Raw genomic sequence first — 18,779 nt, forward strand, 5'->3', positions numbered from 1 at the left:
AATTATGAATTATGAATTATGAATTATGAATTATGAATTATGAATTATGAATTATGAAATTTTATTTAATGGTTCAACTTTTTAATTATAATTTGTAACTCATAATTTATAATTATGAACAAGCTCTTCGATGGAAGTAATCATCATTTGTATGCCAATAGAACCTATTAGTAAGCCCATAATCTTCGTTACAACATTTAATGCTTCTTTGCCAATGATGCGAACAAGGGTAGTTGAATAGATAAAGACAAAATAAGTCATCGACAATATAATCCCGGAAGATAGTATGATGATAATGCTGTTTTCGATTTTATTACCTACGCCAACAAAACTTACCGCTGTAGAAAGTGTTCCGGGTCCAACTAATATGGGCGTTGCTAGCGGAGAGATAGCAAATCCTGTATCTGTAACTTCGGCATTTTTTGTAACTTCTGCCGAATCTTTGGATTTTGAATTGATCATATCAAAACCAACTTTCAATACCAATAAACCACCTGTAATACGAAATGCTTGAATGCTAATGCCAAAAATATTGAACAAGGCATAACCGAATACAACAAAAATAGCTAAGATAATAAATCCTACAGTGACTGCTTTTAATGCAATGGCTCTTTGTTGGGTTTTACTTAAATGATCGGCAAGACTTATAAAGATAGGTGCATTGCCAATCGGATTGATAATGGCAAAAAGACCTGTAAACACAATCAACACAAAACTCCAATCGATCAGCATGATAATTATAAATTATAAGTTATGAATTATGAATTGTAATAACGGATGATTATAAATTATTTCAGAGAACAAATGCCCATTCATAATTTATAATTCATAACTATTTAAACGCATTAATACCTGTAATGTCGTGCCCGGTAATAAGTAAATGGATATCGTGTGTTCCTTCATACGTTACAACAGATTCTAAATTCATCATATGTCGCATAATTGGATATTCACCTGTAATGCCCATTCCTCCTAATATCTGACGTGCCTCTCTAGCCACCTTCAAAGCCATGTCCACATTGTTTCGCTTTGCCATAGATACTTGTCCAGTACTTGCTTTGCCTTCGTTCTTTAACATACCCAAACGCCAAACCAGTAACTGGGCTTTGGTTATTTCTGTAAGCATTTCTGCTAATTTTTTTTGCGTTAATTGAAAGCTTGCAATGGGTTTGCCAAACTGAATGCGTTCCATGGCATAGTTCTTTGCAATATCGTAACACTCCATTGCTGCCCCTAATGCACCCCAGGCAATACCATATCGTGCCGAGTCTAAACATTTCAACGGTCCGCTTAATCCATCAGCCTTTGGCAATACATTTTTCTTCGGAATCTTAACATTATCGAATACCAATTCGCCGGTGATACTTGCACGCAACGACCATTTATTATGTATTTCAGGTGTGGTAAAACCTTCCATGCCACGCTCTACAATCACACCCTTGATTCGCCCTTCTTCGTCTTTGGCCCATACCACAGCAATGTCTGCTTTAGGTGAATTGGTGATCCACATTTTAGCGCCATTCAATAGATAATGATCGCCCATGTCTTTTAATGTGGTTGTCATACCTGCAGGGTTCGATCCATGATCAGGCTCTGTTAATCCAAAGCATCCCAATAATTCGCCCGAAGCAAGTTTAGGTAAGTAAGCGTTTTTTTGTTCTTCACTTCCATATTTAAAAATTGGAAACATTACCAGTGAACCCTGTACTGATGCCATGGAACGCATACCTGAATCTACCCGTTCAACTTCCTGCATCATAATGCCATAGGAGATATAATCCAGTCCGCCGCCGCCATATTCTACGGGCGTTGTAGGGCCATATATACCTAATGCTCCAAAGGGTTTTACCAAATGTTCAGGGAAGGCGCTTCGTTGCGCATAATCCTCAATAATCGGCTTAACTTCTTTATTCATAAAGGCCTGTACAGATTGACGGATCAACTTATGCTCTTCGCTTAAAAGGTCATCGATGTTGTAGTAATCCGGTTGGGTATAGGTGCTTGTTTTCATAGCTTTAAACTCTACATGAATATATCAAATTATTACGGTTTTGATGACTTTCTCCATTTGATTTCATCAATTAAATCTTCATATTTACAATCTTACATATGAAGTAGCAATGGGTTACTTTTTACGAAGAAATGAAATACATAAGTGCCGGTAAAGGTCTTATGATATACTAACGAAAAATAAACAGAAACGATGCACGGGCACGCGACCAATACCGGGAATAATATACATGAATTGATTGAACAGTTAACCGGACATTTTGAAAAAGATGGTCAGGATGTTTCAACACATCTGGAAGGGTTGCTGCATTCAAATTATTTGAAGTATTGGGATTATATCCGTTTGGAAAGTTTGTTGACATTACAAAATCCAAGAACACCATATCCCGATGAGATGGTGTTTATTGTATATCACCAAATTACAGAATTGTATTTTAAACTTGTGATGCATGAATTGCATCAGGTTAAAACGGCAGAGAGTATTACTGCTCCAATATTTTTGAAACGCATTGAACGTTGCAATTGGTACTTTGGTCAATTGATTAATTCATTTGATATTATTTCAGTTGGCTTGGATCAAGATCAATTTTTAAAGTTCAGAGTGGCATTAACGCCCGCATCGGGCTTTCAATCAGTACAGTACAGAATGGTTGAAGTAGCCTGCACAGATCTGATCAATCTGGTTCATAATGATCTGCGCGATAAGTACGATGATTATTCAACAATTGAAGAATTGTTTGAAGGAATGTATTGGAAGAAAGGTGCAACAGATACCAAGACCGGGCAAAAAACATTAACCCTTCGTCAGTTTGAAGAAGAATATACATCTAAACTGATTCAATTGGCGTATGAATATAAATCACGCAATGTGTGGTCGGTATTTAAGCGTCTATCGTTAGAAGATCAAGCCAATGTAACCATTCAGGATGCGTTGAAACAATTGGATCAGCATATCAATATTGATTGGCCGTTAATGCATTATAAGTATGCTCTGGGACATTTGATCAAAAATAAAAATTTCCTTGAAGCTACCGGCGGTACAAACTGGAAAGAATATTTGCCTCCACGTTTTCAAAAGGTGATCTTTTTTCCTGCTTTATATTCAAAAGACGAATTGGATAACTGGGGAAAAAATTGGGTTGAAAAAGAAGTTATTTCTAAAATTCAAGCAGCAAAACACGTATAAGTGAAAGCTATATTTTTTTCTAAAAGCACATGTAAACGCATCATTTTTATGGTGGTTTGTATGTGCTTTTCTTTTTTATCCTTTGCGCAGCAATACGAAAAGGTTCAAACGTTTTATGACTCCAACAAAAAGCAGATCAAAGAAGAGTTTTTTGTGTTGAAAAAAAATGGACAGGTTCGTGACAGTTCCTATGTGTCTTATTACCAAAACGGACAAAAAAAATCAACAGGGAGTTATAAGAAAAACAAAGCGAACGGCTACTGGCAGTTCTTTTATGAGAATGGAAAAAATAAGATGGAAGGCGCAATGTTGTTGGGCGAGAAGGAGGGTGTCTGGAAATATTATTATGAAAATGGGAAAATAAGTATGGAAGGTACTTCTTCAGCGGGTAATAAAACAGGCGAGTGGAAGTATTATTATGAAAATGGAAAAGTACGAAGCGAAGGTTCATTTATTGATGATAAAAGAAATGGCAGCTGGAATTATTACTACGAAGATGGAACACTTAAGGCGATGGCTACCTATGAAGCTGATAAAGGAGATTACATGGAGTTGTATCCATCCGGCAAATTAAAAGCCTCAGGAAGAATTGAAGATGGAAAGAGTGTTGGGATATGGACATATTATCACGAAGACGGTTCTGTTTTAGCTACGGGTGAAGAAGTAGGTGGAGTGAAAGTTGGTAAGTGGACGTATTATTTCCCGAATGGTCAAATAGCAAGTGAAGGTTTTTATCAGGGTGGAAAAACAGTAGGATTGTGGAAGTATTATCATGATAATGGTGTTGTTAGTGCTGAGGGGAATATGAATGAAGGGAATAAAGATGGTTCCTGGAAAATATATTATAAATCGGGACAGTTTAAAGGCGAAACCAATTATGTAAACGGTGAAGGTATCTACAAAGAGTATTATGAAGCAGGTGCGTTGCGTACTGAAGGACAAATCATAAATGATAAACACGAAGGGAAGTGGAATTATTATTTGGAAAATGGCGAGCTTGAAGGTACGTGTGTTTATGTGAGAGGAAAGGGGCTTTATAAAGGATATTATCCGGACGGAAAAATAAAAATGGAAGGTCAGCTTGATAATGGCAATAAAGTAGGCGTATGGACTTTATATAATGAAGATGGTAGTATTGCAGGATATTATAAAACGTTTTATGAAAATGAAACGCCGGATTTAAGTGTAGACTCTGTTCGTGTAAAAGGAGGAGTTGATACATTAGCATCTTCAGTAAAACCTAAATATGTTTCTCCCAAAAAGAAATCCAGATATTTTACACCTCGGGTAAATGAGGCGCGCGCTTTAATTCTTTCTTCTAATCCATTTTACTTATTAGCAGCATCATTTCCAGTAAGTGTTGAATATTATATTCAGGAGCGTATGGGATTTGAGATCGGAGGTTTGTTGTTTTACAGACCACTGTTTAATAATCATGCGAAGTTGCCTACAAATACAACCTTTTATAAAGGAGCAGAACTTTATATTCGACAAAAATTTTATCAGAAAGATCAAGAGTACGGAATGCTGTATTTTGCTCACGAACTTCGGTATGGATATTTTGTTTACGAAAATAATTTCATTGATTTCAGTCAGCCAACTCCGCCACCGGCAAGACATCTGGAGCAGATACAACATCGTATTGAATATTCTTTTTTAGTAGGTGATCGCATTATGCTGGATCAACGCAAGAAAGGTTGGACGGTTGATATATATGGAGGTATAGGTATTGGTTATCGCGCTGTTTCCGACAATTGGTCGGGTAATGTACCTCAATACAACGAAGCTTTTACAGGAGTTTATAGTAAGGCTTTGGCCATTCCTTTCCGTTTTGGCTTTACGATAGGTTACAAATTTCCGAAAAAGTAGGCTTTAGGCAGAAAGAGAAGTAAATGTTATATTTTGATACGGTTGTATATATGAGCTTATGAAATTACTCTCATTTACTTTTCTTCTTATTATTCAGATAAACTGTTTTGCCCAGTCTCTAAAAATTAAAAAGCCAAAAGGGGCTTATTGGGGTAAGCATAAAAAAGAATATGCTCATTTTGAATTAAGAAATGATTCTATGATGTTAAATTATTCATACTGCTGCTCACGATTTAAAATGAATAAGCGTAATGGATATGAGTATATAAAAGAGTTGAATATTTGTATGTCAATGAATTCAGTTAGAATAAATGTTAGCCACCCAATTCCTGATTCAACCATTACTATTATTGGTACTTATTATATCTCTGGTAATTGGTATGATGGAAATATTAAGTATGATTCATATGAAGGTCAGTTGACTTTTATTCAAATGAAAAAGAAGCGAGTAAAAATGAATATATATCTAACTGGAAATGCTCTAAATTACACAACCATATTGATTGATAACAGGTGTTTATTGTTTCGAAAAGAAAAATAAACACCTAATTATTTATAGAGAATCGCTTAATAAATTCCCGTATATTGCAGCCTGTTAATTAAATGATTTAAGGATAAACACCTTACCCATGAGTAAACTGGTTGAAATTGCGCTTCGCCCTGAAGACGCTGTTCTGGATGAACAAATAAAACGAGCAATCAAAGCTCAGACTTCCTATCAATCTCTCGATTTTCAATACCGAATTAAACGACGCTCTATAGATGCACGTGGCCGTCAGGTATTGGTGCGTATAGGCGTAGAAGTTTATGATAAAGGAGAATTGCTTCCGCCGCTTTTAGCACTACATAAAGAAATATATAAATCTGCAAACGATAGCAAACATCAGGTAGTAATTGTAGGAGCCGGTCCGGCAGGTTTGTTTGCAGCCTTACGTTTATTGGAATACGGCATTAAACCGATCGTGATTGAACGCGGTAAAGATGTGCGTTCGCGCAGAAGAGATCTGGCAGCCATTAATAAAGATCATGTTGTAAATCCGGAATCAAATTACTGTTTTGGTGAAGGCGGGGCAGGCACGTACTCCGATGGTAAATTATATACCCGTTCTAAAAAGCGCGGAGATATCCGTAAAGTGCTTGAAGTACTCGTGGCACATGGTGCGACAGAAGATATTCTTGTAGATGCGCATCCGCATATTGGTACAAATAAACTTCCTGTTTTGGTTACAGATCTGCGCGAAACAGTTAAAGCCTACGGGGGAGAAGTATTGTTTGATACCCGCGTTGAAAAGCTGATCATCAAAGATGGTGTGTGTGCAGGAGTCATTACAAACAACAATGAAAAAATAGAAGGCATAGCAACCATACTTTGTACGGGACATTCGGCACGTGATATTTTTTATATGCTGCACGAACAAGGAATTCATATTGAAGCAAAACCGTTTGCCTTAGGCGTGCGGATCGAACATCCGCAGACTATGATCGATTCGGTGCAATACCATTGCTCAGGTGATCGTGGCGACTATCTTCCTGCCGCAGCTTATTCTTTGGTTACCCAAACACAATATCAAAAAGTAGAACGCGGTGTGTATTCGTTCTGTATGTGTCCGGGCGGCTTTATTGTGCCTGCAGCTACAGCGCCGGGTGAACTGGTAGTGAATGGTATGTCGCCAAGCAAACGCGATTCAAAGTTTGCGAATTCAGGCATGGTAGTAGCCGTTGAACTGGATGATATCAAAGAGTTCGCTAAGCACGGAGCTTTCGCAGCGCTTGAGTTTCAAAAGAGTGTGGAACAGAATGCATGGGCTGTTGGAGGTAAAACACAAACCGCCCCGGCACAACGGGTAGCTGATTTTATTCAGAATAAATATTCCTCTTCATTGCCTGATTGTTCGTATCAGCCAGGCTTAAAGAGCGCAAAGATGGATGATGTGTTGCCTGATATGATCGCACAGCGCTTAAGACAAGGTTTAAAACAATTCGAACATAAAATCAAAGGGTATACAAGTAACGAAGGTTTATTAATCGGTGTAGAGAGTAGAACATCGTCGCCGGTATTTATTCCGCGTGATAAAGAAACCTTGCAGCACGTTACATTAAAAGGCTTGTATCCTTGCGGCGAAGGTGCAGGTTACGCAGGCGGCATTATGTCGGCTGCGATGGACGGTGAGAGCTGTGCCTTACGGATCGCTCAGGGGTTGGGGTTGGCAACGTAGAGACGCAATTTATTGCGTCTTTTTTACATATGATTCTTTATAATTTAAGACGCAATAAATTGCGTCTCTACTGATTGAAAATATTTGAATCATATTTTGCATTTTTTTGTTTATCTTATAGTATAAACAACAGCTATTTCAACATGAAAAAAACATTGATCTTAGGAGCAACTCCGGAAAAAAATAGATACGCATACCTTGCTGCAGAGCGCTTACAAAGCCACGGATATGAATTCATACCTGTGGGACGAAAAAAAGGAGAAGTGCTTGGTAAAGCAATAATTAATGATCGTCCGGTTCTGGAAGATATTGATACAGTTACATTGTATATCAATCCGCAGAATCAGTTGGATGAGTATAAATACATCCTCTCTTTGCACCCTAAAAGAGTCATTTTTAACCCCGGAACAGAGAATGAAGAACTGGAAGAAATTCTTGTAAAAAACGGAATTGAACCTGTTATTGGATGCACCCTTGTAATGCTCTCAGTCGGAACATTTTAAGTTCCATTTTATGTGGATAAAAACTAAATTTTCGCTATCAAATGCGGCTAAAAAAATGTATTTTTACATTATAGCTACCTAAAGAAAATGAGCGAGATTACTGAACAAAATGCAGCTGGATATTCAGCGGATAGTATCCAGGTTTTAGAAGGTCTAGAAGCCGTACGTAAAAGACCAGCCATGTATATTGGCGACATCGGTATCAAAGGTTTACATCACTTAGTTTGGGAAGTTGTAGATAACTCCATTGATGAAGCACTCGCTGGTCATTGTACCGACATTACGGTAGAAATAAACGAAAATAATTCAATCACGGTAACGGATAATGGTCGTGGTATCCCTACAGGTGTAATTGCCAAATATGGCAAATCGGCACTTGAAGTTGTACTTACAGTATTGCACGCCGGTGGTAAATTTGATAAAGACAGTTACAAAGTATCCGGTGGTTTGCATGGTGTGGGGGTATCCTGCGTGAATGCACTTTCTACAGATATGAAAGTTACCGTTTACAGTCATGGTAAAGTTCATCAACAGGAATATAAAAAGGGGATTCCTCAATATGATGTAAAAGAAATTGGTGAATCAGAAATCCATGGAACGAAAGTTCAATTCCTTCCGGACGATTCTATTTTTACGAGTTCAGAATATAAGTACGAAACCATTGCCAACCGTTTGAGAGAATTATCTTTCTTGAACAAAGGAATTCGCATCACACTTCAGGATCACCGCGAAGTAGATGCTGATGGTAAATCTGAGATCGAAACGTTTCATTCAGAAGGTGGTTTGCGTGAATTTGTTGAATATGTTGATTCAACAAGAGAGCGATTGATTCCACGTCCGTTATACATGGAAAGCGACAAAGGTCCTATTCCTGTAGAAGTTGCCATGTTGTATAATACGTCTTATTCAGAGAACGTATTCTCTTATGTAAATAATATTAACACCGTTGAAGGTGGTACGCACGTTGCAGGTTTCAGAAGAGCCTTAACACGTACGTTGAAATCATATGCCGACAAATCGGGTATGCTTGAAAAATTGAAAATGGAAGTAACAGGTGATGACTTTAGAGAAGGTCTTACTGCAGTTATCTCTGTTAAAGTTCAGGAGCCACAATTTGAAGGTCAGACAAAAACAAAATTAGGAAACTCTGACGTAATGGGTGCCGTTGATCAAGTGGTTGGCGAAATGCTTAATACGTATCTTGAAGAGAATCCGAAGGAAGCGAAGATTATTGTTCAAAAAGTAATCTTAGCTGCTCAGGCAAGAAACGCAGCCCGTAAGGCGCGTGAAATGGTACAACGTAAAAACGTTTTATCCGGCTCAGGCCTTCCCGGTAAATTGGCCGATTGTTCTGAAAGTGATCCTGAAAAATGCGAGATATACCTGGTGGAAGGGGATTCTGCCGGTGGTTCTGCAAAACAAGGCAGAGATCGTAAATACCATGCAATTCTTCCGCTAAGAGGTAAAATTCTGAACGTTGAAAAAGCTCAGGAACATAGAATCTACGAAAACGACGAGATCAAGAATATGATCACTGCGTTGGGTGTATCATTTGGTACAGAAGAAGGCGAAAAAGTATTGAACTTAACAAAACTTCGTTACCATAAAGTGATCATCATGACGGATGCGGATATTGATGGTTCACACATTCGTACCTTGATTCTGACATTCTTCTTCCGTTACATGCGTGCACTTATAGACGGTGGACACGTATATATTGCGCAACCGCCGCTTTACCTGGTAAAAAGAGGTAAAGAAGAGAAGTATTGCTGGACAGAAGAACAGCGTGAAGTAGCTGTTAAAGAATTAGCGAAAGACGGAAAAGAAGATTCGGTTGGTATACAGCGATACAAAGGTTTGGGTGAGATGAACCCGGAACAATTGTGGTCTACAACAATGGATCCGGAGAAAAGAAGCTTGAAACAGGTAAGTGTTGAATCGGCTGCAGAAGCCGATCACTTGTTCTCTATGTTAATGGGAGACGAGGTTGCTCCACGACGAGACTTCATTGAAAAGAACGCCCGTTATGCAAAAATTGATATTTAAGAATAAATAATATTATAAAAATAATACGAAAGGGGTTGAATAAACCCCTTTTTTCGTTTTATTTAGCATTGTAATTCTACATGTATGGTTATCAAAGATTCTATAAATGCCAAAGGGACACAAGTCTCTACTAATTATATAAGTCGCGATTTAAGTTGGATAAAATTTAACTACCGGGTTTTAGATCAAAGTAAAAATGCCCGCCGGAATATTTTTGACCGGTTGAAATTTCTTGCTATTACTTCTTCAAACTTAGATGAATTCTTTCAGATACGTGTAGGGAGTTTATATAACTATTTAGATTACGATAGAGAGCGCATTGATTATTCAGGCTTACGTGAAGGTCCTTTTAAACGCGTATTGTTTCAGGATCTTCAGGATTTCTGTAAAGAACAGGTAACTGTTTTTACGGATGAATTAAAACCTGAATTCGAAAAAAATGATTTTACTATTGTTTCAAAAGAAGACGAATTATCATCAGAAGAAAATGAAATAGTAAAAACATATTTCAAGAAGACAATTTTTCCGATGCTTACGCCGATGACGTATGATAACCATCATTCGTTTCCCATCATGATGAATAAATTGTTGGTGTTTGGTGTAGTAACAATCAATCGTAATATTATTGGCGAGCAAAGACGATTAACGCTGATTCAGCTACCAACCAATATTCCAAGGTTTTTTGAAATTGAACGCGACGATAAAATTCTATTTATTCCTGTTCAGGAAATTGTTCGGTGGAACATCTTTAAATTATTTAGAAACGTAGAAATTTTATCTGTAAATCTTTTTCGTATTACTAGAAATGGCGACTTCTCAGTAGAAGAAAGCGATGATATAGATGAAGCATTTATTGATGAGATCAAAAAGAAAATTAAGACACGGAAAACTGCACGTGTTGTTCGTATTGAAATAGAAGAAAATTATTCATCCTGGATGATGAAGGTTTTGCTTGGTCGGTATCACATTGATGAAAGCAATATTTTTATTACACCGACCTTGATGGATTTTACTTGCTTGTGGCAAATTGTAAACCATGCAGAGTTTAAAAATTATCAGCATAAGTTATCTCCGCCTGTGCAACCTCTTGCGCTTGCACTTCCAACAGTCAATGACGAATCAGAATCTCTGAATCTCTTGAAATATCTTCAGAAAAATGATGTCTTGTTGCATCATCCGTTCAATGATTTTAAATATGTATTAGAGTTGCTTGAGCAGGCTGCAGAAGATGCAGGTGTACTGGCAATCAAAATTACCATCTACCGTTTAGCTAAAAATTCACGCATTACAAATGCCTTATTGAAAGCAGCAGAAAATGGTAAGCACGTTTCTGTATTGTTTGAAGTAACAGCACGTTTTGATGAAGAAAATAACATCAAAGAAGCTCAGCGTTTACAAAAGGCAGGCTGTTTTGTGATCTATGGTTTTAATAAATACAAGACACATACCAAACTGATGCTGATCGTTCGTAAAAATTCGAACGAGTCTATTACGCGCTATGTACACATGTCGAGCGGTAACTACAACGAAGATACAGCACGTTTATATACCGATATCAGTTTGCTTAGTACGAACGAAGTGTATGCGCAGGATATCAGCGAATTTTTCAACGTAATTACCGGACATTCTGAACCTGGTGATTATCAGAATATCATTACAGCGCCAGGTGATATGCGTCGTAAGTTGATTGAATTGATCGATAACGAAGCAAACAATGCCCGTGCTGGAAAACCGAGTGGAATAGTAATTAAGATCAATTCGCTGCAGGATAAAGATGCAATGGATGCCTTGTATGTAGCTTCACAAGCAGGTGTTCCGATTAAATTAATTGTGCGTGGTATGTGCTGTCTGCGTCCGGGTAAAGTAGGTTTAAGTGAAAATATTTCTGTGCGTTCCATTGTTGGAGATTTGCTTGAACACAATCGTTTGTATTATTTTCATAATGAAGGAGATCCTAAAGTATATGGCGGTAGTGCAGATATGATGGTGAGAAGTTTTGACAGGCGTATTGAATCCTTATTCCTTATTGCAGATAAATTGTCTAAGCAAATTGCACTTGAAATATTGCACTTGAATTTGTTGGATAATACCAATTCATACACGCTAACGTCTGATGATGTGTATGTAAAAAATATTCCGGTTGAAGGCGAACCAATTGTTGATGTACACAAAGATTTTTATCATTTGGATAAAAAGAAGGTGCTTAAAGTGAAATTGTTCTAATTAAATACATAGTCTACGAAAAGAGCGCGCTTATCGAATATTTCGGTAAGCGCGCTCTTTTGTTTGATCTTTAATTATTTATTTTTCTTTATCAGCTTGAAGATTACTTTGTATGTCTGAATGACAATAAGCGGAATTAAGCTGCATAGGATAGAAGCAATCCACGCTTCTTTAGGCAACGGTTCAAGACCAAGTACAAGCCTTGTGTAAGGTATTTCAAATACTGTAATCATAATAGCTATACAAAGCAAGGTAGCAAACCATACAAATTTATTTTTTGTAATATCATTCAGAATCAATTTTGAATTCATGGAAGACATGTTAAATACATGAAATAATTGTGCGAATGCAAGTGTAAGAAACGCAGCATTGTTAACAATTTTATGATCTGATTCTTTGATGTGATCACAGTAGATTACAGCTATAACAACAGATACAGAAACTAGTGCGGCGTATAGTGCTATCTTTATCCAATCTTTATTAGTAATGATGCTTTCTTTTGAATCACGAGGCTGTTTCTCCATTACTTTTTCATCGCCTTTACCAACGCCTAGTGCAAGGGCTGGGAAGATATCTGTTACCATATTTAGAAATAAAATCTGTAAAGGTAATAATGTAGAAAGTGGTGCAATAAAACCAAGAATAGTTACAATAAAAATCTCACTTATATTGCATGAGAATAAATAGATGATGAATTTTTTAATGTTGTCAAAAATCTCTCTTCCATGTGCTACCGCTTCTGCAATTGATGTAAACGAATCGTCTTTTAATACAATGCCAGCCGTTTCTTTTGCAACTTGTGTTCCTCGTAATCCCATTGCAATGCCTATATCAGCCTTCTTTAATGCAGGGGCATCATTTATGCCATCACCGGTCATAGCTACGATATTTCCTTCTTTTTGGAATGCTTCAACTATTTCTAATTTTTGTTTGGGTGTAGTGCGTGCAAATACAGATGTTGCAAGAATTTTTTGTCGCCATTCATCTGTTACTTTATCTGCTTCCGGTAGATCCTTACCAATGATTACATTTTGTTCGTTTTCATCTACCAGTCCGGTTTTCTTTGCAATATTTAATGCCGTCATTGGATGGTCTCCTGTGATCATTACAATTCGGATACCGGCATTTCTACAACGGAGAATAGCATCTTTAATATCTGTACGCGGCGGATCCAGAAAGCCAATCATACCTACATGGATCAGTTCAGATAAATAATTATCTGTATTGATGTCGCCACCTTCTCTATATGCAAAAGCAATCACACGAAGCCCTTCAGATGCCATTTTTTCAGATTCATCCAGAATTAATTTTTTCTGTTCTTCATTCAAATCTTTAATCTCTCCGCCGTATTGAATTTTGTTACAATTATTTAACAGATGTTCTACGGAACCTTTCGCTGCAACAAATTTCCCATTTGAAGAATTATGTAACGTTCCCATTATTTTTATGTCTGAATTAAATGGGACTTCACCAATACGTTCAAATTGTGCATGTAGATCCTTTGCAGATGTGCCGGAAACGTTAGCTAATAGAATCAGTGCAATATCAATCGGATCCCCTGCAGCAGGTTTGGTATCGTCTTTTTGTTCTGAATTTTCGAGTGGCGCATTGTTGCATAAAGCACCTATTAATCGCATTTTTTCAAAATTGTCTTTACTCTTTTCAATCTGTTTATCCGGATAGATCAAAGTATTATTCTCAATTTTAATGGGTATTTTTTCTTCAGGAAAAGAAATCGTTTCTACATAAATCTTATTTTCGGTTAGTGTGCCTGTCTTATCTGTTAAAATAACATTCGTACCACCTAATGTTTCAACAGCAGAAAGTTTTTTTACAATCGCATTTCGTTTGGCCATTAAAAGCATACCATGTGAAAGAGCTATGGTTGCAACAATCGGAAGGCCTTCGGGAAAAGCAGCAACGGCAAGTGCTATAGAACTTTCAAATATTAATACCCATTCTTTCCCTTGGACTACACCTGTAACAGCAAAGATGGCGGTCATTGCCAATGTTATCCAGATCAGTTTTTTACTTAGGGAATTTATTTTTTTATCTAAAGGAGTTTTTTGATCCTCAGATTTTTCTACAAGGGATGTAATGGTACCAAGCTGCGTATGCTCAGCAATACCTGTAATAATTATTTTTCCGTTTCCATTAACAACAGATGTTCCTTTAAAAACCATGTTGTGCTGATCACCTAAGGACGTTTCAGCCGGAAGTTCTTCTGCTTTTTTTTCAGAAGGCAATGATTCACCTGTTAAAGATGATTCATCGCATTTTAACTGATTGGCTTCAATGATGCGGCCATCACCTGGTACAATGTCACCTGCTTCAAGTAATACGATATCTCCGGGTGTAATATTTTCAGAAGGGATCTCTTGCTTTTTACCATCACGGATCACATTGGTTTTGATTACATCCATTTCTTTCAATGCATTCATTGAACTGCGAGCTTGTAGTTCCATGAAAAAACCAATGATGGCATTAATCAGAATTACAACAAGGATTGCAGCAGCTTCAATAATATCTTTAAAATATAAAGAAACGGCGGCTGCTGCTATCAATAAATATACAATCGGGCTTTTAAATTGAAGCAAAAAAATAAGCCAGATATTTTTTTGCTTCTGCGCCTGATACATATTCTGCCCCAACTCTTTTGTACGGGTTTCTGCTTCAGCATTTGTTAAACCATTCTCTGTATGTGTTTGTAAATCATTAATAAGTACATCAGGAGAAAGGGTGAAAGCATTTTCAATTGGATATTTAATACTCATAGCTAAAATTAGATTGCAAAGGTTTATTATAAAGTATATATATAATTAATAGCTGAGATAATCGCTACATAAAAAATGGATTTATTGCCATATTCTCTATATTTTAATATTTTATTAATTATGGAATTAAAATTGTGCCGATTTTGTTTAATATATAGTTCCAAAACAAGCTAAAATGGGGGTATTTAAGAAAATATGCGTTGTTGTATGGATGGTGCTTATGCTTCCTTTTGTGAAGTCTGAGGCATCAGATAACGATAAGAAAGATGAAAATATTCCTGAGGCAATTATTGCAGCTGGTATTAATCCTTCTGTTTATAACTATGCTATAAAAGGGTTTAATTCTATTCGGGATTCTTTACATCAGAAATTCAGATATTTAGCAGTTGTGGATTTTTCAAAACCATCTACAGAAAGAAGATTTTATCTGATTGATCTTACAGATACTTCTGTTGTATGTACTGATTATGTGTGTCATGGAAAATACACAGGTGAAAATTTTGCAACGAGTTTTTCGAATGAAATAGAATCTAATAAATCCAGTCTTGGATTTTTTATCTTATCAGAATCATATACTGGTCAGCATGGCTTATCTATCCGAATGGATGGTCTTGATAAAGGTTTTAATGATAATGCCCGTAAGCGTGCTATCGTAATGCATACAGCTGATTATGCAGATGAAAAGTTATGTAAAACGCAAGGAAGATTAGGGCGCAGTCTTGGCTGTCCGGCTTTACCGGCATATACTTTTGCCTCGATTGCAGCAGAGATAACAAACAATGCATTGATTTTTCATTATTATCCGGATGTTAATTATTTAAACAATTCAGTTTGGTTGCATTGATTAAGTTTAGTAACTTAAGTATATGCTTAAAAATATATTAGTACTGCTTATTGTTGCAGGTGTATCTGTTGGGTGTTCGAAAAAAGTTGTTCCTGCAAAGACTACAGTTAACGTTCCCGAAATTATAAAAGATCCTGTTGCTGTTTTTACCAAAGATGGATTTGAAACAAGTAAAGATTTTATTACGAATAAAATACAAACTGCAGATACCAATGCCACCGGTATTGTAGCAAAGAGTTCGATTTATAATGCTACAAATTCTATTTTTACCTTATATAAGAAAAATGAATACCAACCTTTCTGGGTCAATCAAAAAAGAGTAGAAGAAGCTATTGCTGTTTTAAAAGATAGCGAATACGATGGCTTGGATCCGGATGAGTATAATTACAAAACGCTTGAATCTATTTATAAAACGTATCAGGAAGATGGTAAAATAGATGAGACAGAAGCGCTGGATCTGGAGCTCATGCTTACTGCTGCTATATATAAATATACCCATCATTTACATTTCGGAAAAGTTGATCCGGTGGCAATCTATCCGGAGTGGAATTATCAACGGCCATCAAAAGATCTAATTACAGATTCTCTTCTTGTGATCTATTTTAATAAAAATGTAGATGAGATCCCTGTTCGTTTCAGACCGCAGATCGCTTTTTATAATTCTCTGAGAAATGCATTGGTCGATGTAGATTCTTTAATTGCAAAAGGGTATGTGGCAGAAGAAATTTCATACATAGGAAAGAAGCTGATAAAAGGAGATACGTCGTTTGTTATTCTTGAAGTGAAAAAGAAATTGCATGCTACAACGCAGTATAATTCAGGTGAATTGAATAATATATTTGATGAACAGTTGTATCAGTCTGTTAAGATCTTTCAGCAACATGTAGGTTTGCATGCAACAGGTATTATAGATAAAGCCACGATCGTTAAATTGAATTATACACCTGCTGAAATTCGTAATACCATACGTGCCAACATGGAACGTTGTCGCTGGTTCTCTAATGATTTTCCGGATGAGTATATATTAGTGAATATTCCGGATTACACCCTGTCTCATTTCAAGAATGGGAAATTAGTTTATAATGAAACGGTTATTGTAGGGAAGCAATTGAGCCAGACACCTGTTTTTCAAGCAACCATTTCAAATGTAGAATTCAATCCATACTGGACTGTACCTAGATCCATTGCTGTAAAAGAGTTGCTGCCTTCATTGAAAAAAGACCCGGGTTATTTAGCAAAACACAATATGTTTCTGTATGATGGTGAAAAAGAAATCGCTACACCGGCATCTTTTGCTGGATATTCAGATAGTTATTTTCCATTTACTATAAAAGAAAAGCCAGGTCCTCAAAATTCATTAGGGCAGGTGAAGTTTTCATTCCCGAATCCATATTCGATTTACATGCACGATACGCCTGCAAAATATTTGTTTGATAACGATATCCGTTCATACAGTCATGGCTGTATACGGTTGCATAATCCATTAAAATTTGCAGAACATTTATTGTCGCAGCAAGGTGTTACGCAAAAACAAATTGATGAAATTGTTTTGTCTGAAAAGAATTATATCATGGCTTTGGAAAATAAAATGCCCATCATGATCAGTTACTTTACCTGCTACACCAAAAGAGGTGATAACTACCTGTACTTTTTTTATGATGTGTATGGCAGCGATAAAAAAATCATCGAAGGACTGAAAAGATAATACGCTGAATAATTGCTGGAAAAATCTCTTGAAAATTATTCGGGATAAGAAAAATTATGTGATTGTTTTGAAAGAAAAAATGCCGGTAATGATTACCTATTTTACGTGTTATTCTAAAAAAAATGATTCTCGTTTATACTTCTTTAAAGATATTTATGGAAAGGATAAAAAAATCATGGATACGTTAATTGCAAAGGGCGACTTATAAGTCAGTAATTATAATCTCAATGCGTCTGTTTCGTTCATACGCAATCTGCTTTTCTTTATCTGTTTTATAGCTATCAATTATTTTAATATCAACTATGGGCTTGCTTTCGCCATATCCAATTGTTGTTATTCTATTGTCAGTTATGGTTGAATCAATCAATAGTTCTTTTAAGCGCATTGCATATTTTTCACTTAGTAGTTTATTGTATTCCGAACTGCCCCGTTGATCGGTGTGGCATGCAATTTGAATTTTAATAGATTTATTTATTCGTAGAAAGTTCTTAATACTATCAATTTGAATTTTATTGAATTTATTATTACACCCATTGTAAAAGTCGAGCATGGGACAAGTGTAGATTGCATTTTTTACTACTGTGCTATCTGTAAGTTTGAAAGAATTTGATTGAGCATTCGTAGTGTATGCAGATAACAGAATAATAAATAATAAAGCTGTTCTCATTCTTTAAAAGTTAATCCTACTTCTTTCAAAGCAGCCGTGAGTTTAGGTAAGGAAGCTGGCCCCATACCGTGTAAAGATAAAATTTCTTTTTTGCTATACTTAGCTAATTGATGGGTTGTTTTAACTCCGATAGATTCTAATGCGCGTCGGGCAGGTGCACTTAATGTAGATAGAAATCCTTCTTTTGGTTTTTTCTCAGCTTCACAAATTGGACAAGTAGGGCAATCCGTACTTTTGTAATACGAATGCCCTTGTTTGCAGGTACGCAATGTATTCTTCTCTTGCATACATTATAATTTTACTTCATTTTACTAAAATCCATGTACAGTGCATTCCAGCGGTGGCCATCTAAGTCCGAAAAGCCACAGCCATACATCCAGCCTTGTACTTCCGCCGGCTTAGAAAATAATATACCACCGGCTTTTTCTACCTTTTTTGCAAGTTCATCAACTTCTTCTTTGCTTTCTGCATCAAATGAGAATAATACTTCTGAAGATTTTGATGTGTCTGTAGTATCTCTGCCAACAATCTTTTTGAACATATTTTCTTCAAACAACATGAGAATAATATTTTTACTGCCAATTTTTATTGCTGCAGAATGTTCGCTGTTACCTGGACCTTCATTGGGTTTAAATCCAATAGCAATAAAAAAATCTCTTGATTTGTTAATGTCTTTTGCTGGTAGATTGATCCAGATGTCTTTTGTCATAATTGTAAGTGGTTGGTGAATGAAGAT

Annotated in this window: 16 protein-coding genes; 10 read left to right on the forward strand and 6 right to left on the reverse strand. The window is 36.4% G+C overall.

Annotation, left to right across the window (positions count from 1 at the left end; translation table 11 throughout):
- Positions 1 to 99: 99 nt before the first annotated feature.
- Positions 100 to 732 carry a MarC family protein gene (locus A3EE_RS0103465; RefSeq protein ID WP_018342040.1) on the reverse strand — a complete coding sequence of 211 codons (633 nt, stop codon included), beginning with the start codon at positions 730 to 732 and terminating at the stop codon, positions 100 to 102.
- A 100-nt stretch (positions 733 to 832) separates the two neighbouring features.
- Positions 833 to 2,011, reverse strand: coding sequence for an acyl-CoA dehydrogenase family protein (locus tag A3EE_RS0103470; protein WP_018342041.1), 1,179 nt, complete (start codon positions 2,009 to 2,011; stop codon positions 833 to 835).
- 192 nt (positions 2,012 to 2,203) lie between these two features.
- Here A3EE_RS0103470 and A3EE_RS0103475 point away from each other — a divergent pair, with 192 nt between their 5' ends.
- From A3EE_RS0103475 to ppk1, 7 genes are all read left to right on the forward strand, one after another.
- Entirely contained in the window at positions 2,204 to 3,196 is a 993-nt protein-coding gene (locus A3EE_RS0103475; RefSeq protein ID WP_018342042.1) for a tryptophan 2,3-dioxygenase family protein, read from the forward strand.
- Complete coding sequence (locus A3EE_RS0103480) at positions 3,197 to 5,065, forward strand: toxin-antitoxin system YwqK family antitoxin (RefSeq protein ID WP_033417497.1); 1,869 nt, start codon at positions 3,197 to 3,199, stop codon at positions 5,063 to 5,065.
- Positions 5,066 to 5,123: 58 nt separating this feature from the next.
- Positions 5,124 to 5,606 (forward strand): hypothetical protein, encoded by a 483-nt coding sequence (locus tag A3EE_RS0103485; RefSeq protein WP_018342044.1) that lies wholly within the window; start codon positions 5,124 to 5,126, stop codon positions 5,604 to 5,606.
- An 88-nt stretch (positions 5,607 to 5,694) separates the two neighbouring features.
- A complete protein-coding gene (locus tag A3EE_RS0103490) occupies positions 5,695 to 7,281 on the forward strand; it encodes an NAD(P)/FAD-dependent oxidoreductase (protein ID WP_018342045.1) in 1,587 nt (528 codons plus the stop codon).
- A 143-nt stretch (positions 7,282 to 7,424) separates the two neighbouring features.
- The gene (locus tag A3EE_RS0103495; protein ID WP_018342046.1) at positions 7,425 to 7,784 is read left to right on the forward strand and encodes a CoA-binding protein; all 360 of its coding nucleotides are present in this window, start codon (positions 7,425 to 7,427) and stop codon (positions 7,782 to 7,784) included.
- Positions 7,785 to 7,871: 87 nt separating this feature from the next.
- Positions 7,872 to 9,830 carry a DNA topoisomerase (ATP-hydrolyzing) subunit B gene (gene gyrB, locus A3EE_RS0103500; protein WP_018342047.1) on the forward strand — a complete coding sequence of 653 codons (1,959 nt, stop codon included), beginning with the start codon at positions 7,872 to 7,874 and terminating at the stop codon, positions 9,828 to 9,830.
- An 84-nt stretch (positions 9,831 to 9,914) separates the two neighbouring features.
- Positions 9,915 to 12,053 (forward strand): polyphosphate kinase 1, encoded by a 2,139-nt coding sequence (gene ppk1 / locus A3EE_RS0103505; RefSeq protein ID WP_018342048.1) that lies wholly within the window; start codon positions 9,915 to 9,917, stop codon positions 12,051 to 12,053.
- A 74-nt stretch (positions 12,054 to 12,127) separates the two neighbouring features.
- Here the strand turns inward: ppk1 and A3EE_RS0103510 are convergent, their stop codons facing one another.
- Entirely contained in the window at positions 12,128 to 14,827 is a 2,700-nt protein-coding gene (locus tag A3EE_RS0103510) for a cation-translocating P-type ATPase (protein ID WP_018342049.1), read from the reverse strand.
- A gap of 175 nt (positions 14,828 to 15,002) precedes the next feature.
- Between A3EE_RS0103510 and A3EE_RS0103515 the strand changes: the two genes are divergently transcribed.
- Genes A3EE_RS0103515 through A3EE_RS21765 form a run of 3 tightly spaced genes read left to right on the forward strand, consistent with a single transcriptional unit; the run spans position 15,003 to position 17,584 of the window.
- A complete protein-coding gene (locus tag A3EE_RS0103515) occupies positions 15,003 to 15,671 on the forward strand; it encodes a murein L,D-transpeptidase catalytic domain family protein (protein WP_018342050.1) in 669 nt (222 codons plus the stop codon).
- Positions 15,672 to 15,693: 22 nt separating this feature from the next.
- Positions 15,694 to 17,376, forward strand: a complete 1,683-nt coding sequence (locus A3EE_RS0103520) for a L,D-transpeptidase family protein (protein ID WP_018342051.1) — start codon at positions 15,694 to 15,696, stop codon at positions 17,374 to 17,376.
- 28 nt (positions 17,377 to 17,404) lie between these two features.
- On the forward strand, positions 17,405 to 17,584 hold the full coding sequence (locus A3EE_RS21765) for a hypothetical protein (protein WP_157446869.1): 180 nt from the start codon (positions 17,405 to 17,407) through the stop codon (positions 17,582 to 17,584).
- Here A3EE_RS21765 and A3EE_RS0103530 read toward each other — a convergent pair.
- The 3 genes from A3EE_RS0103530 to A3EE_RS0103540 are packed head-to-tail and all read right to left on the reverse strand — an operon-like array spanning position 17,579 to position 18,752.
- Entirely contained in the window at positions 17,579 to 18,043 is a 465-nt protein-coding gene (locus tag A3EE_RS0103530) for an OmpA family protein (protein ID WP_018342053.1), read from the reverse strand. The genes A3EE_RS21765 and A3EE_RS0103530 overlap by 6 nt on opposite strands.
- Positions 18,040 to 18,330, reverse strand: coding sequence for an RNA polymerase alpha subunit C-terminal domain-containing protein (locus A3EE_RS0103535; RefSeq protein ID WP_018342054.1), 291 nt, complete (start codon positions 18,328 to 18,330; stop codon positions 18,040 to 18,042). Before A3EE_RS0103535 ends, A3EE_RS0103530 begins: the two co-directional genes overlap by 4 nt.
- 11 nt (positions 18,331 to 18,341) lie before the next feature.
- Entirely contained in the window at positions 18,342 to 18,752 is a 411-nt protein-coding gene (locus tag A3EE_RS0103540) for a VOC family protein (protein WP_018342055.1), read from the reverse strand.
- Between the last annotated feature and the right edge of the window lie 27 nt (positions 18,753 to 18,779).

This window comes from Cytophaga aurantiaca DSM 3654 (assembly GCF_000379725.1).
In the GTDB taxonomy this organism is placed as follows: domain Bacteria; phylum Bacteroidota; class Bacteroidia; order Cytophagales; family Cytophagaceae; genus Cytophaga; species Cytophaga aurantiaca.

Coding starts and splice junctions, on each gene's coding strand:
- A3EE_RS0103540 (WP_018342055.1), bottom strand. CDS start 18,752: ATGACAAAAGACATCTGGATCAATCTACCAGCAAAAGACATTAACAAA.
- A3EE_RS0103535 (WP_018342054.1), bottom strand. CDS start 18,330: ATGCAAGAGAAGAATACATTGCGTACCTGCAAACAAGGGCATTCGTAT.
- A3EE_RS0103470 (WP_018342041.1), bottom strand. CDS start 2,011: ATGAAAACAAGCACCTATACCCAACCGGATTACTACAACATCGATGAC.
- A3EE_RS0103515 (WP_018342050.1), top strand. CDS start 15,003: ATGGGGGTATTTAAGAAAATATGCGTTGTTGTATGGATGGTGCTTATG.
- A3EE_RS0103530 (WP_018342053.1), bottom strand. CDS start 18,043: ATGAGAACAGCTTTATTATTTATTATTCTGTTATCTGCATACACTACG.
- A3EE_RS0103495 (WP_018342046.1), top strand. CDS start 7,425: ATGAAAAAAACATTGATCTTAGGAGCAACTCCGGAAAAAAATAGATAC.
- A3EE_RS0103520 (WP_018342051.1), top strand. CDS start 15,694: ATGCTTAAAAATATATTAGTACTGCTTATTGTTGCAGGTGTATCTGTT.
- A3EE_RS0103510 (WP_018342049.1), bottom strand. CDS start 14,827: ATGAGTATTAAATATCCAATTGAAAATGCTTTCACCCTTTCTCCTGAT.
- gyrB (WP_018342047.1), top strand. CDS start 7,872: ATGAGCGAGATTACTGAACAAAATGCAGCTGGATATTCAGCGGATAGT.
- A3EE_RS0103490 (WP_018342045.1), top strand. CDS start 5,695: ATGAGTAAACTGGTTGAAATTGCGCTTCGCCCTGAAGACGCTGTTCTG.
- ppk1 (WP_018342048.1), top strand. CDS start 9,915: ATGGTTATCAAAGATTCTATAAATGCCAAAGGGACACAAGTCTCTACT.
- A3EE_RS0103485 (WP_018342044.1), top strand. CDS start 5,124: ATGAAATTACTCTCATTTACTTTTCTTCTTATTATTCAGATAAACTGT.
- A3EE_RS0103465 (WP_018342040.1), bottom strand. CDS start 732: ATGCTGATCGATTGGAGTTTTGTGTTGATTGTGTTTACAGGTCTTTTT.
- A3EE_RS0103475 (WP_018342042.1), top strand. CDS start 2,204: ATGCACGGGCACGCGACCAATACCGGGAATAATATACATGAATTGATT.